At 69.9% G+C, this 22,938-nt stretch carries 25 protein-coding genes; 13 read left to right on the top strand and 12 right to left on the bottom strand.

Going from position 1 to position 22,938, the window contains the following annotated elements; all coding sequences use genetic code 11:
* Positions 1-273: 273 nt before the first annotated feature.
* Positions 274-1,683, top strand: a complete 1,410-nt coding sequence (glnA, locus tag Q8W67_RS01495; protein WP_305539542.1) for a type I glutamate--ammonia ligase — start codon at positions 274-276, stop codon at positions 1,681-1,683.
* Between the two features lie 375 nt (positions 1,684-2,058).
* The gene (locus Q8W67_RS01490) at positions 2,059-2,697 is read left to right on the top strand and encodes a VOC family protein (protein WP_305539539.1); all 639 of its coding nucleotides are present in this window, start codon (positions 2,059-2,061) and stop codon (positions 2,695-2,697) included.
* 167 nt (positions 2,698-2,864) lie between these two features.
* On the opposite strand, the gene Q8W67_RS01485 is transcribed toward Q8W67_RS01490, so the two are convergent.
* On the bottom strand, positions 2,865-3,488 hold the full coding sequence (locus Q8W67_RS01485) for a ribonuclease D (RefSeq protein WP_305539536.1): 624 nt from the start codon (positions 3,486-3,488) through the stop codon (positions 2,865-2,867).
* Between the two features lie 100 nt (positions 3,489-3,588).
* On the opposite strand from Q8W67_RS01485, the gene Q8W67_RS01480 reads away from it, so the two are divergent.
* On the top strand, positions 3,589-4,017 hold the full coding sequence (locus Q8W67_RS01480; protein WP_305539533.1) for a cupin domain-containing protein: 429 nt from the start codon (positions 3,589-3,591) through the stop codon (positions 4,015-4,017).
* On the opposite strand, the gene Q8W67_RS01475 is transcribed toward Q8W67_RS01480, so the two are convergent.
* Complete coding sequence (locus tag Q8W67_RS01475) at positions 4,014-4,928, bottom strand: DMT family transporter (protein WP_305539530.1); 915 nt, start codon at positions 4,926-4,928, stop codon at positions 4,014-4,016. The two genes, Q8W67_RS01480 and Q8W67_RS01475, sit on opposite strands and share 4 nt — an antisense overlap.
* A gap of 198 nt (positions 4,929-5,126) precedes the next feature.
* On the opposite strand from Q8W67_RS01475, the gene Q8W67_RS01470 reads away from it, so the two are divergent.
* Both Q8W67_RS01470 and Q8W67_RS01465 read left to right on the top strand, forming a co-directional pair.
* On the top strand, positions 5,127-6,353 hold the full coding sequence (locus tag Q8W67_RS01470; RefSeq protein WP_305539528.1) for a glycerophosphodiester phosphodiesterase family protein: 1,227 nt from the start codon (positions 5,127-5,129) through the stop codon (positions 6,351-6,353).
* Between the two features lie 333 nt (positions 6,354-6,686).
* Positions 6,687-7,010 carry a hypothetical protein gene (locus Q8W67_RS01465; RefSeq protein ID WP_305539525.1) on the top strand — a complete coding sequence of 108 codons (324 nt, stop codon included), beginning with the start codon at positions 6,687-6,689 and terminating at the stop codon, positions 7,008-7,010.
* A 380-nt stretch (positions 7,011-7,390) separates the two neighbouring features.
* Here the strand turns inward: Q8W67_RS01465 and phbB are convergent, their stop codons facing one another.
* Positions 7,391-8,119: an acetoacetyl-CoA reductase gene (gene phbB, locus Q8W67_RS01460; RefSeq protein WP_305539522.1), complete on the bottom strand. Its 729-nt coding sequence runs from the start codon at positions 8,117-8,119 to the stop codon at positions 7,391-7,393.
* 114 nt (positions 8,120-8,233) lie between these two features.
* Entirely contained in the window at positions 8,234-9,418 is a 1,185-nt protein-coding gene (locus Q8W67_RS01455; RefSeq protein WP_305539520.1) for an acetyl-CoA C-acetyltransferase, read from the bottom strand.
* Between the two features lie 329 nt (positions 9,419-9,747).
* On the opposite strand from Q8W67_RS01455, the gene phaR reads away from it, so the two are divergent.
* Positions 9,748-10,338, top strand: coding sequence for a polyhydroxyalkanoate synthesis repressor PhaR (gene phaR / locus Q8W67_RS01450; protein ID WP_305539517.1), 591 nt, complete (start codon positions 9,748-9,750; stop codon positions 10,336-10,338).
* 270 nt (positions 10,339-10,608) lie between these two features.
* A complete protein-coding gene (locus Q8W67_RS01445; protein WP_305539514.1) occupies positions 10,609-10,767 on the top strand; it encodes a hypothetical protein in 159 nt (52 codons plus the stop codon).
* Between the two features lie 19 nt (positions 10,768-10,786).
* On the opposite strand, the gene rpmF is transcribed toward Q8W67_RS01445, so the two are convergent.
* Entirely contained in the window at positions 10,787-10,975 is a 189-nt protein-coding gene (gene rpmF, locus Q8W67_RS01440) for a 50S ribosomal protein L32 (protein ID WP_003601373.1), read from the bottom strand.
* 327 nt (positions 10,976-11,302) lie between these two features.
* On the opposite strand from rpmF, the gene Q8W67_RS01435 reads away from it, so the two are divergent.
* Complete coding sequence (locus Q8W67_RS01435) at positions 11,303-11,662, top strand: helix-hairpin-helix domain-containing protein (RefSeq protein WP_305539511.1); 360 nt, start codon at positions 11,303-11,305, stop codon at positions 11,660-11,662.
* Positions 11,663-11,676: 14 nt separating this feature from the next.
* On the opposite strand, the gene Q8W67_RS01430 is transcribed toward Q8W67_RS01435, so the two are convergent.
* Both Q8W67_RS01430 and Q8W67_RS01425 read right to left on the bottom strand, forming a co-directional pair.
* On the bottom strand, positions 11,677-12,354 hold the full coding sequence (locus Q8W67_RS01430; RefSeq protein WP_305539508.1) for a hypothetical protein: 678 nt from the start codon (positions 12,352-12,354) through the stop codon (positions 11,677-11,679).
* Positions 12,351-12,707, bottom strand: coding sequence for a hypothetical protein (locus tag Q8W67_RS01425; RefSeq protein ID WP_305539505.1), 357 nt, complete (start codon positions 12,705-12,707; stop codon positions 12,351-12,353). The genes Q8W67_RS01430 and Q8W67_RS01425 overlap by 4 nt, the downstream gene beginning before the upstream one ends.
* Positions 12,708-12,784: 77 nt before the next feature.
* Between Q8W67_RS01425 and Q8W67_RS01420 the strand changes: the two genes are divergently transcribed.
* A complete protein-coding gene (locus Q8W67_RS01420) occupies positions 12,785-15,664 on the top strand; it encodes a phosphoenolpyruvate carboxylase (RefSeq protein WP_305539502.1) in 2,880 nt (959 codons plus the stop codon).
* Between the two features lie 142 nt (positions 15,665-15,806).
* On the opposite strand, the gene Q8W67_RS01415 is transcribed toward Q8W67_RS01420, so the two are convergent.
* Positions 15,807-16,553 (bottom strand): glucose 1-dehydrogenase, encoded by a 747-nt coding sequence (locus Q8W67_RS01415; protein ID WP_305539499.1) that lies wholly within the window; start codon positions 16,551-16,553, stop codon positions 15,807-15,809.
* Between the two features lie 106 nt (positions 16,554-16,659).
* On the opposite strand from Q8W67_RS01415, the gene Q8W67_RS01410 reads away from it, so the two are divergent.
* Positions 16,660-17,004, top strand: coding sequence for a helix-turn-helix transcriptional regulator (locus Q8W67_RS01410; protein ID WP_305539496.1), 345 nt, complete (start codon positions 16,660-16,662; stop codon positions 17,002-17,004).
* Between the two features lie 137 nt (positions 17,005-17,141).
* Here Q8W67_RS01410 and Q8W67_RS01405 read toward each other — a convergent pair whose 3' ends face one another.
* From Q8W67_RS01405 to Q8W67_RS01390, 4 genes are all read right to left on the bottom strand, one after another.
* Positions 17,142-17,600, bottom strand: coding sequence for an NfeD family protein (locus Q8W67_RS01405; RefSeq protein ID WP_305539492.1), 459 nt, complete (start codon positions 17,598-17,600; stop codon positions 17,142-17,144).
* Between the two features lie 4 nt (positions 17,601-17,604).
* Positions 17,605-18,582 (bottom strand): SPFH domain-containing protein, encoded by a 978-nt coding sequence (locus Q8W67_RS01400; protein ID WP_305539489.1) that lies wholly within the window; start codon positions 18,580-18,582, stop codon positions 17,605-17,607.
* Positions 18,583-18,634: 52 nt separating this feature from the next.
* On the bottom strand, positions 18,635-18,847 hold the full coding sequence (locus Q8W67_RS01395) for a hypothetical protein (RefSeq protein WP_305539486.1): 213 nt from the start codon (positions 18,845-18,847) through the stop codon (positions 18,635-18,637).
* A gap of 79 nt (positions 18,848-18,926) precedes the next feature.
* The gene (locus Q8W67_RS01390) at positions 18,927-19,193 is read right to left on the bottom strand and encodes a hypothetical protein (RefSeq protein WP_305539483.1); all 267 of its coding nucleotides are present in this window, start codon (positions 19,191-19,193) and stop codon (positions 18,927-18,929) included.
* A gap of 266 nt (positions 19,194-19,459) precedes the next feature.
* Between Q8W67_RS01390 and Q8W67_RS01385 the strand changes: the two genes are divergently transcribed.
* From Q8W67_RS01385 to Q8W67_RS01375, 3 genes are all read left to right on the top strand, one after another.
* Positions 19,460-20,554, top strand: a complete 1,095-nt coding sequence (locus tag Q8W67_RS01385) for a glycosyltransferase family 4 protein (RefSeq protein WP_305539480.1) — start codon at positions 19,460-19,462, stop codon at positions 20,552-20,554.
* A gap of 245 nt (positions 20,555-20,799) precedes the next feature.
* Positions 20,800-21,897, top strand: coding sequence for a glycosyltransferase family 2 protein (locus tag Q8W67_RS01380; RefSeq protein ID WP_305539477.1), 1,098 nt, complete (start codon positions 20,800-20,802; stop codon positions 21,895-21,897).
* A complete protein-coding gene (locus Q8W67_RS01375) occupies positions 21,894-22,937 on the top strand; it encodes a glycosyltransferase (RefSeq protein ID WP_305539474.1) in 1,044 nt (347 codons plus the stop codon). Before Q8W67_RS01380 ends, Q8W67_RS01375 begins: the two co-directional genes overlap by 4 nt.
* Position 22,938 lies beyond the last annotated feature (1 nt).

Genomic DNA, 22,938 nt, shown 5'->3' with positions numbered 1-22,938 from the left:
TGCCGCCGTCTCGACGGCCGCTGCCGCTTTTGCATGGAGCATGCCAGGAGCGCTCCCAAATCCGGCCGTGCCGGCCGTCGGGCCCCATTTTTGCGATCACGGAACCGAGAGCGGGCGGCAATGGACGCCGATCGTCCCGTCCGACGGGTGAATCGGGCGGCGCGCGGGTGGCAAGGCGACCCAGCGACGGATATCAAGCGGCGCGGCCGACGTGGCCGGACGGTGCGACCGCGTCGAGCGAATTTCCCGAAGAGATCCTGGAGGATGCCCACCATGACGACTGCGGCCGAGGTGCTTAAGACGATCCGGGACAACGACGTGCGCTACGTGGACTTCCGGTTCACCGACCCGCGCGGCAAGTGGCAGCACGTCACGTTCGACGTGTCGCTCATCGATGACGAGATCTTCGCCGAAGGCACGATGTTCGACGGGTCGTCGATCGCCGGCTGGAAGGCGATCAACGAGTCCGACATGCTGCTGATGCCGGACCCCTCCACGGCCTGTCTGGACCCGTTCTTCTCCGCCGCGACCATGTCGATCGTGTGCGACGTGCTGGAGCCCGCCACCGGCGAGCCCTATTCCCGCGACCCCCGCGGCACCGCCAAGCGCGCCGAGGCCTACCTGCAGCAGACCGGGATCGGCGACACGATCTATGTCGGCCCCGAGGCCGAGTTCTTCGTGTTCGACGACGTGAAGTTCGCCGCCGATCCGTACCGCACCGGCTTCGAGCTGGATTCAACCGAGCTGCCGACCAACGGCTTCACCGATTACGAGGGCGGCAACCTCGGCCACCGGGTCCAGACCAAGGGCGGCTACTTCCCGGTCCCGCCGCAGGATTCGGCCCAGGACATGCGCGGTGAGATGCTCGCGGCCATGCAGTCGATGGGCGTGAAGGTCGAGAAGCACCACCACGAGGTGGCCTCGGCCCAGCACGAGCTCGGCATGAAGTTCGACGTGCTGACCAAGCTCGCCGACCACATGCAGATTTACAAGTATTGCATCCACAACGTCGCGCAGAGCTACGGCAAGTCGGCGACTTTCATGCCCAAGCCCGTCTACGGCGACAACGGCTCGGGGATGCACGTGCATCAGTCGATCTGGAAGGACGGCAAGCCGGTCTTCGCCGGCGACAAGTATGCCGGGCTCTCTCAGGAATGCCTCTGGTACATCGGCGGCATCATCCGGCACGCCAAGGCGCTCAACGCCTTCACCAACCCGTCGACCAACTCCTACAAGCGGCTGGTGCCGGGTTACGAGGCGCCGGTGCTGCTCGCCTACTCGGCGCGCAACCGCTCGGCCTCCTGCCGGATCCCGTGGACCAAGAGCCCGAACGCCAAGCGCGTCGAGGTCCGCTTCCCCGATCCGATGGCGAACCCGTACCTGGCCTTCTCGGCCCTGCTGATGGCCGGCCTCGACGGCATCCGCAACAAGATTGATCCGGGTCCGGCCATGGACAAGGATCTCTACGAGCTGCCGCCGCGGGAGCTGAAGAAGATCCCGACCGTGTGCGGCTCACTCCGCGAGGCGCTGACCAGCCTCGACAAGGACCGCACCTTCCTCAAGGAGGGCGGCGTGTTCACGGACGACCAGATCGACTCGTTCATCGAGCTGAAGATGACCGAGGTGCTGCGCTACGAGATGACCCCGCACCCGATCGAGTTCGTGCAGTACTATTCGCTGTGATGTGAGCGGGGCCGAGCATTCCGTTCGGCACCGCACTCCTAAGGCCGGGGCCTCTCGCGGGGCTTCGGCCGTTTTGTCGCCCGCCGTACCGGATTTTCGTTTTCGCCGGACGCGGCGGTGATCGGGAAGCCCCCGCCCTACACCCGGACAAGTCCGCCTGGCCCCGGGACCTGCCACACGCTCCCTCATCCTGAGGCGCCGCAGCGAAGCGGAGGCCTCGACGAAGGACTCCAGGGAACGGGAAGACTTCTGGAGGGCTCCTTTGAGGCTGCTGCGCAGCACCTCAGGATGAAGGAGCGTGTGGGAGATGCGTCCGTCTTCGAACGTCGGCTCACCGAGATCGTCAGCTCGAATGGACCCTTGGAGCCCGCCCGCATGCTGACCCTCGACCACCTCGTCGTCGTCGCGCCCGATCTCGCGGAGGGCGTGGCGCATGTCCGGGACTGCCTCGGCCTCGACATGCCGGAGGGCGGGCGCCATCCCGAGATGGGCACCCGCAACCACCTGCTCCGCCTCGGCGAGGCCGTGTTCCTGGAGGTGATCGCCGTGGATCCCGAGGCGCCCGTCCCGCCCCGCGCCCGCTGGTTCGGCCTCGGCGACCCGGCACGGGTACGGGCGGACTGGGAGGCGGGCCGGCGTCTGCGCGGGTTCGTGGCCCGCACGGACGATCTCGACGGCGTGCTCGCCGCCCAGCGCGACCTGCTCGGCGAGGCTGCCACGATGACCCGTGGCGCCCTGTCCTGGCGCTTCGGCCTGCGATCCGACGGGGCGTGGCCGGCGGACGGGGCCGCGCCCTGCGTGATGGATTGGGGACCGAGCGGCAATCCCGCCCGAACGATACCGGATCTGGGTGCCCGCCTTGAGGAGGTGGACCTGACGCATCCGGATCCGGATGGCGTGGTCGCGCTCCATGTGGGACTCGGCCTCGTCGACCCGCCGCGTCTCGTACGGGGTGCCCTCCCCCGCTACTCGGCCCGGATCACGACGCCGTCCGGCCTGCGGACGCTGACCTGAGCGCTCGACGGACCCTCCTCGCCGGCCTGATCGGGTGGGTGACCGGTGAGGAGGGCCTAGCCGGGACTCGGAGGCCCCGGCGCGGAAAACCTAGCAGCCGCGTAGCGCGATGCGGTGACCGGAAAGTCTCACTCCGCACAGGAATCGCGTACGGCCGCACCGTCCGCTCAAGTGTGCGCGAAGATGTCGGTCTCGGGCCAGCCGTCGAGGTCCAGGCGGGCGCGGGTCGGCAGGAAGGCGAAGCAGGACGCGGCTAGATCGGCGCGGCCCTCGCGGGCCAGCATCGCGTCGAGCCGCTCCCGGGCCGCGTGTAGGTGGAGCACGTCGGACGCCGCGTAGTCGAGCTGCGCCTGGGACAGGGTCTGGGCGCCCCAATCGGAGGATTGCTGCTGCTTGGACAGGTCCACGCCCACGAGTTCGCGGACCACATCCTTGAGGCCGTGGCGGTCGGTGTAGGTCCGGGCGAGCTTCGAGGCGATCTTGGTGCAATAGACCGGCACCGGCATCACCCCGAGGGCCTTGTACAGGACCGCCACGTCGAACCGGGCGAAATGGAAGATCTTCAGCACCCCGGGATCCGCCAGGACGCGCTTCAGCACCACCGGCTCCGGGGCGCCGCGCGGGATCTGGACCACGTCGGCGGTGCCGTCGCCGGTGGAGAGCTGCACCACGCAGAGACGGTCCCGGTGCGGGTTGAGGCCCAGCGTCTCGGTGTCGATGGCCACCGCCGGACCGGCCTCGTAATCGGCAGGCAGGTCGCCACGGTGGAAGCGTACGATCGGGGTCGCCATTTTTTCGGACCTTGAGGGTTTTCGGCCGGTACCATCAGCGCCAAGTGCCGGCAAGCCGCGGGCAGGATGCCCCGGTGCCGGCGTGCGGAGAGGCGGAACCATGAAGGCGGCCGAGGTGATCGCGACCCTGGGGCTGAAGCCGCATCCGGAGGGCGGCCATTACCGCGAGACGTTTCGCGATCCCCGCATGGTGGACGGTCGCTCGGTCGGCACCGCGATCTACTTCCTGCTCGATCTCGGCGAGGTCTCGGCGTGGCACCGGGTCGACGCCACCGAGATCTGGCACTGGCATGCCGGCGCGCCCCTGGTGATCACCACGAGCCCGAACGGGCACGATGCCACCGCCCAGCATCTCGGGCCGAACCTCGCTGCCGGGCAGCGCCCGCAATGCGTGGTGCCGGCCGGCCATTGGCAGACCGCCACCAGCCTCGGCGCCTGGACGCTGGTCGGCTGCACGGTGTCGCCGGGCTTCGAGTTCTCGGGTTTCGAGATGGCACCGCCCGACTGGAGGCCGACGCCGCGAGGCTAGGCCTGGGCCGGAGCGGCGCGCGAGGCCCGCACGGCCGTGAGGGCACCGGCCACGATCAGCAGGCAGGCGAGCGCGAGCGCCGGGCCCGGGCTGGCATAGCCGGTCACCACCAGGATCAACGTCGACAGCACCGGCGCCGCATAGGCGGTGACGCCGAGAAGGCGGACGTCGCCGCGCTTGCACCCGATATCCCAGAGATAGAAGGCGGCCCCCACCGGCCCGAGGCCGAGGAGCAGCACCGCGCCCCATTGCACGGAATCGGTGGGCCAAACCGTCGACTCGAAGGCGAGATGGCAGGCGAGGCTCAGCGCCGCCGTGAACAAGCAGAATCCGGCGACCGTGTCGGTCGGCACTTGGCCGACCCGGGCCGAGAGCACGGAATAGCCGGCCCACACGAAGGCCGCCGCGAAGGAGGCCGCGTAGCCCGGCAGGGCGCCCGCGGCGAAATCGAGCTCGCCCCGGCCGACGAACAGGGCGGCGACACCGGCGAGACCCAGTGCCGCCCCCGCGATGTGGCCTGCGCGCAACCCGCCCGATCCCGGGAGCCGGGCGGAGAACAGGACGATCAGCAGGGGCCAGAGATAGTTGATCAACCCCGCCTCGGCCGGCGGCGCGAGGCGCAGCGCGCTGAAATAGAGCGCGTGGTAGCCGAACAGGCCGCCGACTCCGAGTAGCCAGACCGGCCAGGGCTGGAGCAGAGCCCGGGCGCGGGCCGGCCGGGCGATCCAGGTCGCGCAGCCGCAGAGGCCGCCGAGCAAAAAGGTCATCGCGGCGAGCTGGAACGGCGGCACCGCCCCGGACGCCGCGGTGAACAGGGCGAGCAGCGACCACAGCAGGATCGCCCCGAAGCCCGCGAGCGTGGCGGCCGAGCGCGACGTGGTGCGGACAGAGGACGGCGCGGAGAGGCTCATGAAGCGCAGCTATCATGCAGTCTCCGAGTCGGCGAGGCGCGTTCACGCCTCTGTCACCGTCACGCGCCACAGCGTGCCGCTGCTTCACGGTACCGGCAGCACGCCCCAGAGCATTGCCATCGCATGGTGTTTTCAAAAACCCGGTTTCCATCGTTCCGCACCATGCTCTGGCGGCGACGCGAACCCCGGGGCCCTTCAATGCGCGCGATCATGATGGTGCTGGCTTTGGCGCTGGCGGGTGCCCCGGCCCAAGCCGGAGAGACGGCCCAGCTCGGGCCCCGGCCGTTCTATCTCGTCGACCAGTTGAAGCCCGGTCCCCTGAAGGATCGCCTCGCCGCCTGCGGCATCGACCGGACCTACACGCCGAGGGCCTTCTCGATCTCGCACCGGGGGGCGCCCCTGATGTTCCCGGAGCACACCCGCGAGGGCCTGCTCGCCGCCTATCGCATGGGGGCCGGGATCATCGAGTGCGACGTGGCCTTCACCAAGGACCGACAGCTCGTGTGCCGCCACAGCCAGTGCGACCTGCACACGACCACCGACATCCTGGCCCGGCCGCAACTCGCGGCGAAATGCACGCAGGGGTTCGAGCCGGCCGACCGGGCCACGGGGCGCAAGGCCTCGGCCAAGTGCTGCACCAGCGACCTGACGCTGGACGAGTTCAAGTCGCTCAACGGCAAGATGGATGCGGCCGATCCGGACGCCACCACGGTCTCCGCCTACATGAACGCGACGCCGCGCTGGCGCACCGACCTCTACGCCACCACCGGGACGCTGATGGCACACAAGGAGTACATCGCCCTGGTAAAGGGGATGGGGCGCAAGTTCACCCCGGAGCTGAAGGCACCGCAGGTCCCGATGCCGTTCGAGGGCAGCTACACACAGGACATGTATGCCCAGCAGCTGATCGACGAATACAAGCAAGCCGGCATCCCGGCCTCCGATGTCTATCCGCAGAGCTTCCAACTTCGGGATATCTCGTACTGGCTGGAGAAGGCCCCGGATTTCGGCCGTCAGGCGATCCTTCTCGACGACCGCGATGAGACCGCCGAGGGGTTCGACCCGGAAAAGCCTGAGACCTGGAAGCCCGGAATGGCCGAGCTGGCCGACAGGGGCGTCCGGATCCTGGCGCCGCCGCTCTGGATGCTGGTCCGTCCGGGAGCGGACGGCGCCATCGAGCCCTCGACCTATGCCCGGGAGGCGAAGGCGGCCGGGCTCGACCTGATCGCGTGGTCACTGGAGCGCTCAGGCCCGCTGAAGGACGGGGGCGGCTATTATTATCAGTCGATCAAGCCGGTGGTGACCGGCGACGGTGACATCCTCCGCCTGCTCGACGTGCTGCACGGCCAGATCGGCGTGATCGGCGTCTTCTCCGACTGGCCGGCGACCACGACCTTCTACGCCGACTGCGTCGGCGCGCCGTAGCACCGGGTTCTCCCTCGGCCCACACGGCGACCAGCGAGAACAGGACGGTGCAGCCGATTACGGCCGAGAAGAACGAACTTGCATCGTCCATGAGGATCCCGATCGCGACGGCGACCAGCGCGGTGGCGATGAAGATGATCCTGCTTGGATTGCGAGGACCGCGCGTGATGGTGTCCGACATCGTCGGCCTCCCCCAGGCTCGGGGCAGCGGGCGCGGCAGTTCGGGCTGTACCAAGTCATGGTCCGGCGATCCATGCTGCCTTCGTACGCGGCCCCGCAGACGGGAGAGCACGGGTCGCCGCTGCGCTGGAGGCTCATCGACCTGTCGAGGTCGTGCTGCGCGCCGCGGATGGACTGCGCGACGGCGCGCTGCTGGTGCAGGTCCATCATGCATCGGGCAAAGCCGTCGATCCCGGGCTCGAACCCGAGTTCGTTGCATTGCCCCTGGTCGATCGCGTGCCGCTTCTGGGGCATGACGCAAGCCGCGAGGCCGAGCGCGCAGGCGGCGGCGAAGCCGAGCTTGGCGAAGGCGGACAAGCCACGGCGCTGCCGGCGGGCGGCACCCTGATCATTCACGTTCCTGCCGGCGTCGAGGACTTCGATTGCGGGGCTCGCGCCGGATGCGTTGTTTATGGTGCTGGGGCCTTGGTTTCTTGATGGCGCGAACATCCACGCGGCGCCGAAACGAGACCTATACTGGACAGCTCAAATCATTCGCGCCTCAGAGCGCGTGCGGGATTCCGCTCGTCACGTCCCACGATGCTCGCATCCCCGTGCGCACCCGGCGGAACTGTGTCGCGGAAGGGAATTGGTCAGGACCGCGTGCCGCGCAAAAATCCTGGCGCTCGCCGGCCATCGCCGTTCGGGCGACGCCATCGTCGATGCCGAACCTGGGGCTCGCGCTTACGGTGCGGCACCCAGGTGGGCGGCGGAGGCCGGGGCGGCTCGAGAAACGGCAGCGCCGCGCTGCCCGGCAGGACGACGCGGCGCGATTCCTCGCGGGCGCGCCGGCCCGAGCCGGGCGCGCCCGAACGCGGTCAGACGAAGTGCTGGCCGCCGTTGATGGTCAGCGTCGAGCCGTTGACGAAGCCGGCCTCGTCGCTCGCCAGGTACTCGACGGCGTGGGCGATCTCCTCGACCTTGCCGAGGCGGCCGGTCGGGATCGTGGAGATGATCTTGTTGCGGATCTCCTCCGGGACCGCCATCACCATGTCGGTGGCGATGTAGCCCGGCGCGATCACGTTCACCGTGATGCCCTTCGCCGCGCTCTCCTGCGCCAGCGCCTTGGCGAAGCCGATCACGCCGGCCTTGGCGGCCGAGTAATTGGTCTGGCCGGCCTGGCCCTTCTGGCCGTTGATCGACGAGATGATGATGATCCGGCCGAAGCCGCGATTGCGCATGCCCTCGATCAGCGGACGAGTGCAGGTGAACATCGAGTCGAGGTTGGTCCGGACGACGTCCTGCCACTTGTCGAAGGTCATCTTGTGGAAGGCGCCGTCGCGCGTGATGCCGGCGTTGTTGACCAGCACCTCGATCGGCCCGAGTTCGGCCTCGACCGCCTTGATGCCGGCCTCGCAGCTCGCGAGATCACCCACGTCGAATTTGAAGACCGGGATGCCGGTCTCGGCCTTGAAGGCGTTGGCCGCCTCGTCGTTGCCGCCATAGTTGGCGGCGACGCAATAGCCCTTCGCCTTGAGTCCCTTCGAAATTGCCGCGCCGATGCCGCGGGTGCCGCCCGTCACGAGGGCGACGCGTCCTTGAGCCATGTGTTTCCTCCTGTTCGCATCATGTGATGCCGCGTGCGGATGGCGTCCGCACGCGATTTTTTCTGAGTTCGGCCTTAAGTCTAAATTGTCGATCGGCCCGACGTTACAAAACGATCAGGGCCGCTCGATGCACATCGCGACACCCATGCCGCCGCCGATGCAGAGCGTGGCGAGGCCCTTCTTGGCATCGCGGCGCTTCATCTCGTGCAGCAGCGTGACCAGGACGCGGGCGCCCGAGGCGCCGATCGGGTGACCGATGGCGATGGCGCCGCCATTGACGTTCACCTTCGCGTCGTCCCAGCCCATGTCCTTGTTCACCGCCAGCGCCTGGGCCGCGAAGGCTTCGTTCGCCTCGATCAGGTCGAGGTCGGAGGGCTTCCAGCCGGCCTTCTCCAGGGCCTTGCGGGAGGCCGGGATCGGGCCGGTGCCCATCACCTTCGGGTCGACGCCCGCCGTCGCCCACGACTTGATCTTGGCGAGCGGCGTCAGCCCGCGCTTCTCGGCCTCGGAGGCCGACATCAGCACGAGCGCCGCGGCACCGTCGTTCAGCCCCGAGGCGTTGGCGGCCGTGACCGTCCCGTCCTTCGCGAAGGCCGGCTTCAGCTTGGCCATCGCCTCCACGGTGGCGCCGTCGCGGATGTACTCGTCGGTGTCGACGACGGTGTCGCCCTTCTTTCCGGGGATCGTGACGGGCACGATCTCGTCCTTGAAGCGGCCCTCGTTGCGGGCGGCCTCGGCCTTGTTCTGCGAACGGGTGGCGAAGTGATCCTGTTGCTCGCGGGTGAGCTGGAAGGCCTGGGCCACGTTCTCGGCGGTCTGGCCCATATGGTAGCCGTTGAAGGCGTCCCAGAGCCCATCCTTGATCATCGTGTCGACGAGCTTGATGTCGCCCATCTTCTGGCCGCCGCGCAGGTATTGCGCGTGCGGCGAGAGGGACATCGATTCCTGACCGCCGGCCACGATGATCGTGGCGTCGCCGTTGGCGATCTGCTGCATGCCGATGGCCACCGTGCGCAGCCCCGAGCCGCAGACCTGGTTGAGGCCCCAGGCCGTGGCCTTCTCGGGGATGCCGGCCTTGATAGCCGCCTGCCGGGCGGGGTTCTGGCCGGCGCCCGCCGTCAGCACCTGCCCGAAGATCACCTCGTCCACCTCCTCGGGCGACACCTTGGCACGCTCGAGGGCGGCCTTGATCGCGATGGCGCCGAGTTCATGAGCCGGCACCGCCCCGAAGGCGCCGCCAAACGAGCCGACCGGCGTGCGCGCGGCCCCGACGATGACGATCTCTTCGCTGCCTGCCATGTGAACGTTCTCCTCTCGCGGGCCGGCGCGCCTTCCTCTGTCTGGGCGCGCTCTGAAGCCGGTCACGGGATGAAGGGCTTGGGATCGACGAAGTCAAGGACGGGCACTGGAGACCGAAAACGCTCGGATGTATCGCTCAAGGCACTGAAAAGGCGTGAGCCTGCCCGAACGGGGTGCATTATTCTGCGTTGAAGAGGCGCAATTTGCTGTTTTCTGCGCCCGTGGAAGGCTTTAAGGATCGTGTTGCGGGCGCGAAGACGATCTCTTCCAGGCCGCGTCGCGCGTGCCTGCAACGCCCCCGAGTCCCGAGTCCAGAAAGGCCGTTCCCGATGGCGGATACCGTCAAGGCCACCCAGACCGTCATCAAGAAATACGCCAACCGGCGCCTCTACCACACCGGTACCTCGACCTACGTGACGCTGGAGGACCTCGCAACGATGGTCCAGAACGGCGAGGACTTCATCGTATACGACGCGCGCGCGGGCGACGACATCACCCGGTCGGTGCTGACGCAGATCATCTTCGAGCAGGAGAACAAGGCCGGGGCGGAGAACCTGCTGCCGGTGGCCTTCCTGCGCCAGCTGATCCGCTTCTACGGCGACAGCATGCGCACGATGGTGCCGAGCTTCCTGGAATTCTCGATGGCGAACTTCGCCAAGGATCAGGACGGGCTGCGCGAGAAGTTCGCCCACAGCTTCGGGCCGGCCGCGTTCCAGAACGCGATCGAGCAGCAGGTGCGCACCAACATGAACTTCTTCGGTGATGCCATGAAGATGTTCACGGGCTTCGCGCCGCCTGCCGCCGGGACGCAGCCGTCCGTGCCGCAGCCGCCCGCCTCCTATGCCGGCGGCGAACTCGACGAACTCAAGCGGCAGATGCTGGAGATGCAGCAGCGCCTGGAGGCGCTTGCCAAGAAGTGACGGTCCGAAAACCGGTCACACCCGGCTTTCTACGCAGCTACGAGAGGTTGACGAACCGTTAACATCGGCACCACGTTTGCAACACGGACACGGAAACGTGCGAAGGATGTTGCAATGGCGCGGATCGGGACAGTCGGTCGTCTCGGCACGGGATGGGGCAGGCCCGCGCAGACCGAACGGGCCGCTCCAGAGCCGGCCTCTTCGGAAGGCGAGCCCCCCCCGGTCCGGGCGCTGGTCGTCCTGGAAGGGGGGAGGAGCGACGCGCGCCGGATGGCCGCGTCGGCGGATCGTTTCGGTACGGGTCGTCCCAGCGCTTGCTTCGTCGCGCAGCTGCTGATCGCCCAGGACCCGACCTTGCGGCCGTCGCGGCAGGAACGAACCCGGATCGCCGCGGCTCTCTACGCCGAAACCGCGCGGCGCCTCGCCTGAGGCGCCGCGATCACGAGGCTTAGGCCTCGGCGGACTTCACCTTGAGCACCTGCCGGCCGCGGTACATGCCGGTCTTCAGGTCTATGTGGTGCGGCCGGCGCAACTCACCCGAATCCTTGTCCTCGACGTAGGTCGGCGCCTTGAGGGCGTCGGCCGAGCGGCGCATGCCGCGACGGGAGGGGGAAGTCTTTCGCTTCGGAACGGCCATGGCTGAGTCCTTCGTGACGCCGCGGGCAAAGCGGCGCGCGGGCGTCTCCTCGACCAAGGATCGCCTCACACACCGCGGGATACGGATGAGCGCGCGCTTATAGCGTCGGCGCCCGCCTGTGGCTAGGGCATGTTGCGGAAAAGTGGAACCCGGCTTTCCGAGACCATGACGCGGCACCGACAACCCGGTGCTTTCTGCTGTTTCCGACTGATCAAGCACGTGTCGGGGGCGACGAAACACCACTGTTAAGCCCGGGTTCAAGTCGCCAGGACCACATCTGGCATGACGGTACCGCGGTGCGGGCCGTGCCCCCTCGGGAGAACCGCCATGGCTTCCTCCAAAAAGACCCTCGCCCTTTTCGCCCTGCTCTCGACCCTGATGGCGGCGCCCGCGCTCGCGCAGACACCGCAGATGTCGAGCCCCGCGACTCCGACGGCCCCCGCCAAGCCGACGGCGCCGAGCGCCCCGGTCGCCGGGCCACCGAACGCCGCCAAGGGCGCGCTGATCGACCTCAACAGCGCCAGCCCCGCCGAACTCGACGCGCTGCCCGGCATCGGCTCGGCCCGCGCCGCCGCGATCGTCAAGGGCCGCCCCTATCGCGGCAAGGACGAGCTGGTCTCGAAGAAGATCATCCCGCAGAGCGTCTACGACGGGATCAAGGACAAGATCATCGCCAAGCAGAAGTAGCGCGCTCGTACCGCCTACTCGGCGATGGCGCCCTGGGGCATGGAGAAGCCCGGGGGCGTCTTCTGGGCTGCGGCCTTGGGCGCTGCGCTCCGGGCCGGGGCCTTCTTCTTCCGGGCCTCGGGCTTCGGCGCGGCCTTGACGGCGGGCGGCGCCTCGCAGGCGCGGAAGGAGAGTTGCGCCAGGATGGCGCCCTCCTCGGTGACGATGGCGATCGGGTCTGGGAGCGTCGGCAGGGCGGGCTGCCAGCGAATCGGCCCGCCGAGCATCGCCTCGATGGTCGCGGGGGCCGTCCCGCGCCGAAGGGTCATGAAGTCGGGCCCGTAGGCGGTCGCGACCTTGCCGGCGATCACCACCTGCAGAACCTCGTTCACCTCGGGCGTCAATGGCCGAAGCGGATTCTCGGTCCGCACCTGACCGGCCCGCGTGACCACGATGTTGAACCCCTTGCCGCTCTCGTAGCGCGCAGCACGGGCACCGCAGGGCTGCTCGATCGCAGGCTCGGCGGCGGGCGTAGCGTCCTGCGCCGGCGTGGCGGGCGCCTGCGCGGCCCCCCCCTGGACCGGCGAACCCTGGACCGGCGGCGGCGCGACAGCGGGCTGCTGGACCGGCGCCGCCCGGCCGGCACTCGCCCCGGCCTGGACGGCCAGGGCGGTGAGCAGAAGGCGGGTTGCGCTGCGGGCAATCGGCCTCATCGTGCGGCGCCCGGCAGGCTGCGCCGCGGCGGCTCGATCCGGTCCGCCTTCTCGGGCGCTGCGATCGGTTCCAGGTCGGTCGGGACCGGATCGGTCGGGCCAAGGTCGAGCATGCGCGGGTCGAGCACCTGTGCCGTACGGTCGATCGGACTGCGGAGCGGCCCGAGCGCGCCGATGAGAAGGTGCTCGTCCTCCGCGTCGAGTTCCGCGCCCATGCGCAGGGGCTCGCGCCGGCTGCGGGCCGACATCGCGATGACGGCGACCCCGGCCACGACGCAGGCCAGCACGGCCACGATGATCAGCAGGCGCTCCATAAGGCCCGAAGCTGTAGCCGCGCACGGGGGCGCCGTCACCCCTTCCCGCGCGGAACACTCCTTGCGTGTCCGGACAGGCCGGGTAGACGCGGACAGACCGGAGCCGGGACCGATCGATGCAGCATGAGCCGAGCCGCGAGCCCGAGGAGTTGGAAAGCCACCTCCTCGGCCTGATCGAGATGGCCCGGCAGCAGGCCCGGGAGGACCCGTTCCGCAACCCCGTCCTGGCCGTGACCCTGGCGATCACCCGCCGGTTCGACCGGAACGAGATATCCGTGGGCGATCTCGACAACCTGTTCGTGCGGCTGCGCGCGGCCGCCCTGGCGGCGCGGGCGGACCGGCTGCGGGGCTATGTCGGCCTCGAGGCCGACCCTGTCGATCCCGATGCGGCGGTCCCCGCCCGCCTCGTGGCCTCGGTGCCCGACCATTCCGAGAGCTTCGAGGCCTTCGCGTCGTTTATCAACCGCACCGCCTTCGCGGTTGTCTTCACCGCCCATCCGACCTTCGGCATGCCCAAGGCCGTGGCGACGCTGCTGGCGCAGGCCGCGAGCCTGCCCGACGCGGCGGCCCGCGCCGGCCTGATCGCGCGCGCGGCCGCGCGGTCCACCCGCCCGGACGCGCCGATCACCCTGGATGCCGAGTTCGAGCAGGCCTGCGCGGCGGCCAATAACGGCCGGCTGGCCCTCGACGCGTTCAACGGCGCGCTGCTCGACGCTGCCCGCGCCCGCTGGCCCGGGCGCTGGACCGAGCTGACGCCCCGCCCCTTCGCGATCGCCAGCTGGGTCGGCTGCGACACCGACGGACGCACCGATATCGGCTGGTGGGACACCCTGCGCTACCGGCTGATCTCGAAGCGGATGCAGTTCGACCGGGTGATGCGCGAGCTGCCCGACAGCGCGGCCTGCCGGGAGGTCCGCGCCCTCGCCGAAGGCGCCCTGGCGGCGGTGAACCGCCAGCTCGCGGTCGCCCCTCGCCTCGGCGACAAGCCCTCCCTCGAAGCGGTCCACCGGTTCGCGCTGGCCCTGATCATCGAGCGAGAGCGGGCACAGACCGACGCGGGCGGCCTCGTGGCCGGGCTCACCGCGGCCCTGGAAGCGGCCGAGGACGAGGCCGACAAGCGGACGCTCGCGATCCTGCGCGCGGGGGTCGCCACCCATGGCCTGTCGAACGCCCTGCCGCATTTCCGGCTGAACGCCAGCCAGATCCACAACGCGGTTCGCCGGGTTGTCGACCGGGAGGGCGAGCCGACCGATGCGGCGCAGCGCCGCTCGCATCTCGCGACGGTGCACGCGCTGTTGAACGACGTCCGTCCGGTCGCGGTGGATTTCGGGGCGCTCGCCGCCGAGCGGGCCTCGGCGGCCCGCCTGATGATGACGATCGCCCAGATCCTCAAGCACGTGGACGGCACCCATCCGGTGCGCTTCCTGATCGCCGAGACCGAGACCGGCTACACCCTGCTCGCCGCCCTCTGGCTGGCGCGCCACTACGGCATCGCCGACAAGCTCGAGATCACGCCGCTGTTCGAGACCGCGAGCGCGCTGGAGCAGGGCATCCGGGTGCTGGACGACGCCCTGCGCAATCCGCACTGGCGCCAGTACCTCAAGCGCATCGGACGGCTCACCGTACAATTCGGCTACTCGGATTCCGGCCGCTATGTCGGCCAGCTGGCCGCGACCTTCTGGATCGAGCGGCTGCGGCTGCGCATCACCGAGATGCTGGTCCAGAACGGCCTCGCCGACGTGGAACTCGCGATCTTCGACACGCACGGCGAATCGATCGGGCGCGGCGCCCACCCGACCTCACTGCGCGACCGCCTCGCCTATCTGGCGCCCGAGGATGCGCGGGACCGCGCCCGCAAGGCCGGCCTCAAGGTCCGGCTCGAATCGAGCTTCCAGGGGACCGACGGCTACCTGCTCTACGGCACGGAGGCTCTGGCGGCGGCGAGCGTCGCCCGCATCGCCGAGCATGTCTACGCCCTCGACATCGCGGAGGACGACACCTTCTCAGACTACGCCCTGAACGACCCCGACGTGGGCGCCGACGCCGCAGACGACCCGATCTATTCGGAGCCCGATTTCGCCCTGGAGTTCTTCACCGCCGCCCGCCAGGACATGGAGGCGCTCACCGAAGATCCGGGCTACGCCGCCCTGCTCGGCACCTTCGGCCCGAGCCTGATCGACCGCACCGGCTCGCGTCCGGTGGCGCGCCAGACCGACACCGGCGGCCCGGCGCGCATCACCCATCCACGCCAGATGCGGGCGATCCCCAACAACGCGATCCTGCACCAGCTCGGCTTCCTGGCGAACTCGCTCCACGGGATCGGCCGCGCCGCCCAGCGCGGCCCCGACCTGTTCCGCGACATGCGCCGGGACTCGGTGCGCTTCTCCCGGGCTTTCCGGCTGGTGCAGCACGCCGCCGCGGTGGGCGACCTCGACGTGCTGCGCGCCTATATCGACACCCTCGATCCGGCCGTGTGGCTGGAGCGGGCGCGGCGCACGCAGAAGGATTTCCGCCGGGAGGAGCTGGTGGTGATCGCGGGCGCGCTGGAGCGCCTCGACCTCGCGTCCTCCCTGCGCAGCCTGTTCGGCCGGCTGACCCGCGACTGGCTCGCGCTGACCACGGCCGCCCCGGACCTGCAGGGCATGTCCGCCCGGCTGACGCTGCTCCACGCCCTGCGGCTCGCGCTGATCCACCGGATCTGGTTCCTGGCGGTGCACATCCCGGGCTTCCGGCCGCAGGCGGGCATCTCCCGGGAGCAGCTCCTGGAGCGCTTCCTGCGCCTCGACATCGACGGCTGCCTGACGCTGCTGGACGAGATCTTCCCGATCACCCCGGACCCGACGCTCGGCCTCAACTTCGGCGAGCCGGCGGGGCCGCGCGATGTCGGCACCTACGAGGCCGAGCACACCAACCTGTTCCAGCCGATCCGCCGGATGTTCGACCAGGTGCGGGAGATTTCCGGGATGATCCAGCACGAGGTCGGGGCGTTCGGGTAGACGCGCGAGGGCGGAGAGGGAAGGAGCGGGCATTCAGCGGCCAGCATCGATCGGCTGAACGCGGCCTGACTGCGGCCATCTCGGGCCTCGTCCCTACGCGTGCTTCCGTTGTGGGAGCGCGCGCAGGCCTAGATGGCGCCTGTCAGCGAATACCACCGCTGGCGGTGATCTCCTCGCCGGTCAACCAGCGGGCATCGTCGGACGCGAGGAACGCGACGACCCCGGCGATGTCGTCCGGTTGGCCGGCACGGCCGAGCGGCGTCTGCGCGACAAGGCCGGCCTCCATATCCGAGCCGACGACGCCGGCCGAATGCGTGCCCTCGGTCACCACGAAGCCTGGGCTGACCACATTGACCCGGATCCTGCGTGGAGCCAGCTCGTTGGCGAGGACTCCCGAGATCGCATTCAGGGCTCCCTTGGTCCCTGCATAGGCCGCCGCGGTCGGCGTGTGCACATGGGTGATCGCCGACGAGATGTTGATGATGCTCCCGCCTTCGCCGAGATGCTTTGCAGCCGCCTGGGTCGCCAGCAAGACGCCCAGCACGTTGACATCGAAGAGACGGCGATAATGCTCCTCGGTGACCTCTTCGATCGCTGCGAATTCGTAGATGCCGGAATTGTTGACCAGCACGTCGAGCCGGCCGAACTGATGCACCGCCGATTCGATCAATCTCTGCGCCTGTGCGGCTTTGGAGACGTCCCCCTGGACCGCGATGGCCCTGCCACCGGCCTCGGTGATGGCCCCGACGACGGCGTCCGCTCCCGCCTTGCTCGAAGCGTAGTTGACCACGACCGCTGCGCCGTCCTTCGCCAAGGCCTTGGCAATCGCGGCACCGATCCCCTTCGATGCGCCGGTCACCACGGCGACCTTTCCGTCAAGCTTTGACATGTGTGCTACCTTTCGGCCTGGGCCAGCTCCAGAGCGGTCGTCTAGTCCCATAGTTCGGGATTTCGGAACTAACGGAGCGCGGATCAAGCCCCCACATGAAGAAAACATGAGGCCGCTGTTTCACCCCGCGATGGAGGACGTTCAACCGGAGGCGATCCTGCACGCCCTGTCCGATCCGAGCCGTGCGGCGATCTTCGCCAAGATCATGAGCGCAGGCTGCGTGGAAGCCTGCGCGGCCGTCTCCGCGATGGGCGATCGGGTCATCCCGAAATCGTCGTTGTCCAACCACTTCAAGGTGCTACGCGAGGCCGGCTTGATCCGTAGCGAGCGTCACGGCGTGGAGATGCGGAACCATTCGCGTTGGGCGGAGGTGGACGCGCGCTTTCCAGGTCTGCTGTCTGCGATCATCAACGCCTACGCGTCAGAGGGGGGCAATGGACCGCGCGGGTAGCGCGTAACCGCGAGAGCAACGACGCCGGGAACGTCCGCCTGCGATGGCGGCGTAGAGCCCGTGCTCCGGCGTATCCGGGTCCAAGGCTGCCCATCGGCGATCGGCCGTAGCCGCCAGCGTCTGATCATCGGCACGCTCTACGCCGCCTCCACCCGAAGCACCGTCCCCGAGAGGCCGATCACCCGCACCCGGCCGCCTGCCGGCAGGTCGGGCCCTTTGATCCGCCACAGGGTGTCGTCGAAGCGGATGCGGCCCGCGCCGTGCACGATCGGTTCGTCGAGCACGCCCACGCGCCCGATCAGGCCGCGGTCGGCGCGGTTGAGGGCCGCCCGGCGGGGTCGGCCGCTGCGCCGGTGCAGGCGCGTGGCGATCCCGACCAGGGCGACGGCCAGGGCCGCGAACAGAAGGGTTTGGCCCTGCCAGGGCATGGGGATCAGGGCGGCAGCGAGCCCGGTTGCGAGCGCCGCCAGGCCGAGCCAGATCAGGAACACGCCCGGCGCCGCGATCTCGGCGCCCGCCAGCACGAGGCCGGCGATCACCCAGCTCCAGGCCGGCCCGAGGGCCTCGAGGATGTCGAGAATGGAGGCACCGGTCACGGCATCAGGTCCGCGGCGCGGCGACGTTGGGCGGCGGCCCCGCGCGGCGCGGCGGCGCGGCCTCGCCGAAGACCGCGCGGGTGAGTTCGCCGATGCCACCCAGCGTGCCGGCCAGCGCCGCGGCCTCGATCGGCACCACGACGACCCGCTGGTTGGGCGCGGTGGCCAACGCCCGCACCGCGTCGACGTATTTCTCGGCCACCAGGAAATTCGCCGCCGCGATGTCGCCCTCGGCGATTGCCCGGCTGACCATGCCGGTCGCACGCGCCTCGGCCTCGGCGGATCGTTCTCGCGCCTCCGCGTCCCGGAACGCGGCCTCGCGGCGGCCCTCCGCCTCCAGGATCGCCGATTGCTTGCGCCCTTCCGCCCGCAGGATCTCGGCGGCACGCTGACCCTCGGCCTCCAGGATCGAGGCGCGCTTCTCGCGCTCGGCCTTCATCTGCCGGGCCATGGCGCCCGCGAGGTCGGCCGGGGGGACGATGTCCTTGATCTCGATGCGGTTCATCTTCACGCCCCAGGGCGAGGCCGCGGCGTCCATCACTCGCAACAGGCGCTCGTTGATCTCGTCGCGGTGCGCGAGGAGCTGGTCGAGATCCATCGAGCCGACCACGGTGCGGATGTTGGTCATGGTCAGGGTCGTCATGGCGAGGTCGAGGTTCGAGACCTCGTAGGAGGCCCGCGCCGCGTCGAGCACCTGGTAGAAGACCACCGCGTCGATGGTCACGCCCGCGTTGTCGCGGGTGAACGCCTGCTGGCTCGGCACGTCGATGACCTGCTCCATCACGTTCACCCGCCGGCCGATGCGGTCGATGAACGGGATGATCAGGCCGAGGCCGGATTCGAGGGTGCGGGCGTACCGACCGAACCGCTCGACCGTGTAGACGTAGCCCTGGGGGATCATCTTCACGCCGGCCGCGAGGGTGACCACCGCGAGCGCCGCGGCGCCGACCGCGAACACGCTCAGCCCGACCGGAAGATCCATCGACGCCCCCTCCACCGCCGTGCCGAGGCCGGGGCGCGGCTCAGATTGCAGCCTACCAGCTGAAGCCGAGGCCGGCGACCATGTCGCCGCGGCCGTGCGCGGTGCCGTCGACCCGGTCCACAACCTCGATGCGCGCGCGGTATTTCCACGCCTTGTCGCCGGGCTTCCGCACGACCCGGAGGCGCAGCGGGGCGCCGCCGTGCATGCCGTAGGCCAGGATGGTCTGCGGCTGCCGGGCGTCGAACGGTCGTGGCTGTCCCTGCAAGGGTCGACGGTGCGGATCACCCCGTAGCGCGCCGCCGTCCGCATCTCGACGGCAGCGAGAAGTCGAGCCAGCAGGACGATCAGGTCGGCGAACTTCTGCAGCGCGTTGAAACGGCCGGCGGCGCGCCGCCCCTCGGGCGCAGGTGCAACCGGATCTCGGTCCCCAGCACCCGCAGCCGGATGTCGCCCGAATCGGGCCGGAGCCGCCGCGGACGCCCGCTCAGGACGGCAAGCATAAGGTAGGGGGCGCCGTTCGGGACGAAGATCCAGGCCGGCGCAACGTTCGCCCCGGCCTCGCCCCAGGACAGCTTCGGCAGGTCCAGAAGGTTCGCGGCGCCGCTGATCATCGGCGCGACGGGCGCTGCCGTACCGGTCCCATGCGGCGGGCACATCCGGCTGAACGGCCGACCCGTCGTCTTGATCATCATCGGTTCAGGCCGCCCGGCTTACGAAGGCAGGAATGCGCCGCTTCCGTCGTCGCTTCCGGCGCCGATGGGGCAACGCTTGCTGAAGAAAAGACCGGCATGATACCCGCCACGCTCGCCGCGGACAAAAGTCCTCTCGCCTCTCTGCGGTCGGCAAAGATCCCCCCACAACCGGATTCGGTGCGCGCGTGAAGATCGCTGTCCTCGCACATCTGAAGTACCCGATCGGCCAGCCCTATGCCGGCGGTCTGGAGATGCACACCCACCTCCTCACGGTGGCCCTGAAGCAGCGTGGGCACGATGTGACGCTGTTCGCCAGCCGCGGTTCGGACCCGGCGCTCGATCCGGTCATGCTCTGCGACCCGACCGGCGATGCCCTCTCGGACCCGGAGCGTGAGGAGGCGATCGACCGCGCCGAGTTCGACGCCTACCGCCGGATGATGGAGATGGTCGCGGCCGGCGGGTTCGACATCGTCCACAACAATGCCCTCCACGCGCTGCCCTTGCGCGAGAGTTCCAGGCTCGGTCTGCCCTGGGTCACGGTGCTGCACACACCGCCGTTCGAATCCCTCGTCGGGGGCGTCTCGGAGGCCGATCCGGACATGGCCTACCTCGCGGTCTCGCCATCGCTGGCCCAGGAATGGTCGTCGCTCGTACCGGGCGCGCAGGTGGTCGACAACGGGGTCGATCTCTCGACCTTCGCCTTCTCCGATACGCCCGACGCTCCGCCCTTCGTCTTCTGGTCGGGCCGGATCGTGCCCGAGAAGGGGCTTCACCTCGCCATCGACGCCGCGCGGGCGGCCGGATTGCCGCTGACCTTCGCGGGACCGAAGCTCAACCCCGCCTACTGGGCGGCCGAGATCGCCCCGAGGCTCGGCCCGGACCTGACGCATCTCGGCCATCTCTCGCACAGCGACCTCGCCCGCCATCTCGGCCGGGCCAGGGTGGCGATCGTGTCGCCGCGCTGGGAGGAGCCGTTCGGCCTCGTGGTCGCGGAGGCGCTCGCCTGCGGCACGCCGGTGGCGGCCTTCCGCCGGGGCGCCATGCCCGACATCCTCGACGCGGCTTGCGGGCGCTTGGCGCGTCCGGACGATTCGCAGGACCTCTCGGTGGCGATCCGGGAGGCGGCTGGCCTCTCGCGCCGCGCCTGCCGCGACCGGGCCGAGGCGCTCTACGACGCCACCGCCATGACCGCGCGCTATCTCGAGACCTACGAGGCCGTGATGGCGCGCTGCGCGGAGCGGGCGCGGCCGACGCTGCGCGTCGCCGGGAGGCGGGGATGAGGCGATCCTGAGGTCTCCCCGATGGATCCGTTCGGCACGGCGGCTCCCTCTCCCGCGCGGTCTACGGTAGTCCCACCTCCGGTTCCGGATCGTCCCGGAATGGAAAGGACGTAGACTCAAGAGAGGACGCGTTCTCTTCCTACGCCGCAGAGGGGGGAGGGACACCGCACCCACACCAGAAGCCGGACCGCTTACCGCTTCGAGCGTTTCGTCCGGCAGGGACGATGAGGTTGGGGACAACCGACATGACCACCGGCACGGCTACCGCGATCGCCCGGCTCTGCGTCGTCTGCATTCCGGCCCGGAATGAGGCAGAGCGCCTGCCGCGGCTGCTCGCCTCCCTGGCCGGGCAAGAGGGCTTCTCGGCGCGGGCGCCGCTGCGGGTCGTGGTGCTCGCCAACAACTGCACCGACGGCACGGCGGCGGCGGTCCGCGCCCTGGACGCTTCGGGGGCGCTCGCGACTCTCGCCCTGCGGATGATCGAGGCTGAGCTTGTCGGCGCGGACGCGCATGTCGGCACCGCCCGGCGGATGGCGCTCGATGCTGGCGCCGACTGGCTCGAGGCCGACGGAGGAGGCATGGACGGCATCCTCCTCACCACCGACGCGGATGCGCGGCTGCCGGCCGACTGGGTCGCGGCGAACCTGCGGGCTCTGCACGCGTCGGATGTGGTCGGCGGACGGCTGGTGATCGACGACGACGGGACCGCGGACCCGAGGCTCACGGAATTGCACGCCCGGATCGAGCGCTACTGGTCCGGCGTGCGGCGCCTGGAGGACATCCTCGACCCGCCACCGCACGATCCTGCCCCGCGCCACGGCGACCATACCGGGGCGAGCCTCGCCTTCCCGGTGACGTTCTATCGCCAAGTCGGCGGCCTGCCGCCGCTGCCCTGCGGCGAGGACAATGCCCTGGTCGGGCTTCTGCGCGAGGGCGGCGCCCGCCTGCGCCACTGTCCGGACGTGCGCGTGATGGTCTCGTCCCGCCACCAGGGTCGGGTCTCGGGCGGTATGGCCACCGAGATGGTGCGCCGGGCGCGCGTCCTCGAGGGGGAAGCCTATCTGCTGCCCGAGGCTTCGCATTGGCAGGCGCTGATCCTGCGCCGCGCGGCCCTGCGCCGGGCGTTCCACCTCCCGTTGCCGGCACGGGCCGAGGCCTGCACGCGGCTCGGGCTCGGCGCGGACGAACACGCCGCCCTGGGCGACTGCCCCAACGCCATCGCCTTCGTGGAGCGGGCCGACCGGATCCTGGAGTCGCGCAGCGCGCCGGCGCGGGAATGCCCCCTCGACCGGGCGCTCGCCGACCTCGACGCCCTCGCCCTGTCCCTGCGGGCCGCCGCGTGACCCGCGGGATCGGCTGGTACGTCCACCACCAGGGCGCCGGGCATTTCCAGCGCGCCCGCGCTGTGGCGGCCGCCCTGCCCCGGCCCTGCACGCTGATCGGCACCCTGGCGGGGTTCGACACGCGCGGACTCGACGTGCTCGACCTGCCCGACGACCGCCCGCTCGGCGGATCGGAATTCGACGGCCGGGACGGCGAAGCGGAGCGACCGGAGGCGCTGCACTACGCGCCGCTGAACCATCCGGGCGTGCGGGCCCGGATGGCGCGCATCGCCGAATGGGTGGGGCGGACCGACCCCGCGCTGATCGTCGTCGACGTCTCGGTGGAGATCGCGCTCCTGGCGCGCCTCCTGTCGGTTCCGACCCTGGTGGTGCGGCTCGCCGGCACCCGGACCGACAGGCCGCATCTCGACGCGTTCCGAAGCGCGACGCGGCTGCTCGCGCCGTTCCCCGAGGCGCTCGATGGCGCGGGCGTCCCGGCCTGGATCCGCGCGAAGACGCACTACGCCGGTTTCCTCGGCGCGCCGGCGCAGCCCGCGGCGCCTCCCGGCGACGACATTGTCGTGGTGTTCGGCCGCGGCGGCGCAGGCGGCGACCTCACGGCCCTCGCAGCGGCGGCGGGGGCCGTGCCCGACCGGCACTGGCACGTGCTCGGATCCGTGTCCGGCTCCGGCGAGACGCCCGACAACCTGCATCTGCACGGCTGGGTCGACGACGTCGAGGCCCGGGTCGCGCAGGCCGCAGTACTGGTCGGCGGGGGTGGCGACGGTCTCGTGGCGCTGGCCGCCGGACAGGCAAAGCGTCTCATCTGTCTGCCGGAGGAACGCGCCTACGGCGAGCAGACCGAGAAGGCTGCGGCCCTGGAAACACTCGGCGCCGCAGTGGTCCATCACGGTTGGCCCAAGGCGTCTGCGTGGCCCGGCCTCGTCCAAGCCGGATTGGACCTCGACCCGTCCGTCATCGCCAACTTGTACAGGTCTAGAGCGATTCGCGACTGCGCCGCACAGATCGAGGCGCTGGCCCGGCAGATCGACCACGCATGAA

Source organism: Methylobacterium sp. NEAU K, assembly GCF_030700285.1.
GTDB lineage: Bacteria > Pseudomonadota > Alphaproteobacteria > Rhizobiales > Beijerinckiaceae > Methylobacterium.
The sequence above is the reverse complement of the archived record's forward strand: the minus strand, read 5'-3'. Positions and strand labels throughout refer to the sequence as shown.

What these genes read in the sequence shown, in the direction of transcription:
- Q8W67_RS01390 (WP_305539483.1), bottom strand. Translation starts at nt 19,193, where the DNA reads ATGATCAGCGGCGCCGCGAACCTTCTGGACCTGCCGAAGCTGTCCTGG.
- Q8W67_RS01430 (WP_305539508.1), bottom strand. Translation starts at nt 12,354, where the DNA reads ATGAGGCCGATTGCCCGCAGCGCAACCCGCCTTCTGCTCACCGCCCTG.
- Q8W67_RS01480 (WP_305539533.1), top strand. Translation starts at nt 3,589, where the DNA reads ATGAAGGCGGCCGAGGTGATCGCGACCCTGGGGCTGAAGCCGCATCCG.
- Q8W67_RS01470 (WP_305539528.1), top strand. Translation starts at nt 5,127, where the DNA reads ATGCGCGCGATCATGATGGTGCTGGCTTTGGCGCTGGCGGGTGCCCCG.
- Q8W67_RS01400 (WP_305539489.1), bottom strand. Translation starts at nt 18,582, where the DNA reads ATGGATCTTCCGGTCGGGCTGAGCGTGTTCGCGGTCGGCGCCGCGGCG.
- Q8W67_RS01435 (WP_305539511.1), top strand. Translation starts at nt 11,303, where the DNA reads ATGGCTTCCTCCAAAAAGACCCTCGCCCTTTTCGCCCTGCTCTCGACC.
- Q8W67_RS01475 (WP_305539530.1), bottom strand. Translation starts at nt 4,928, where the DNA reads ATGAGCCTCTCCGCGCCGTCCTCTGTCCGCACCACGTCGCGCTCGGCC.
- Q8W67_RS01380 (WP_305539477.1), top strand. Translation starts at nt 20,800, where the DNA reads ATGACCACCGGCACGGCTACCGCGATCGCCCGGCTCTGCGTCGTCTGC.
- Q8W67_RS01410 (WP_305539496.1), top strand. Translation starts at nt 16,660, where the DNA reads ATGAGGCCGCTGTTTCACCCCGCGATGGAGGACGTTCAACCGGAGGCG.
- Q8W67_RS01490 (WP_305539539.1), top strand. Translation starts at nt 2,059, where the DNA reads ATGCTGACCCTCGACCACCTCGTCGTCGTCGCGCCCGATCTCGCGGAG.
- glnA (WP_305539542.1), top strand. Translation starts at nt 274, where the DNA reads ATGACGACTGCGGCCGAGGTGCTTAAGACGATCCGGGACAACGACGTG.
- rpmF (WP_003601373.1), bottom strand. Translation starts at nt 10,975, where the DNA reads ATGGCCGTTCCGAAGCGAAAGACTTCCCCCTCCCGTCGCGGCATGCGC.
- Q8W67_RS01485 (WP_305539536.1), bottom strand. Translation starts at nt 3,488, where the DNA reads ATGGCGACCCCGATCGTACGCTTCCACCGTGGCGACCTGCCTGCCGAT.
- Q8W67_RS01415 (WP_305539499.1), bottom strand. Translation starts at nt 16,553, where the DNA reads ATGTCAAAGCTTGACGGAAAGGTCGCCGTGGTGACCGGCGCATCGAAG.
- phaR (WP_305539517.1), top strand. Translation starts at nt 9,748, where the DNA reads ATGGCGGATACCGTCAAGGCCACCCAGACCGTCATCAAGAAATACGCC.
- Q8W67_RS01420 (WP_305539502.1), top strand. Translation starts at nt 12,785, where the DNA reads ATGCAGCATGAGCCGAGCCGCGAGCCCGAGGAGTTGGAAAGCCACCTC.
- Q8W67_RS01445 (WP_305539514.1), top strand. Translation starts at nt 10,609, where the DNA reads ATGGCCGCGTCGGCGGATCGTTTCGGTACGGGTCGTCCCAGCGCTTGC.
- phbB (WP_305539522.1), bottom strand. Translation starts at nt 8,119, where the DNA reads ATGGCTCAAGGACGCGTCGCCCTCGTGACGGGCGGCACCCGCGGCATC.
- Q8W67_RS01455 (WP_305539520.1), bottom strand. Translation starts at nt 9,418, where the DNA reads ATGGCAGGCAGCGAAGAGATCGTCATCGTCGGGGCCGCGCGCACGCCG.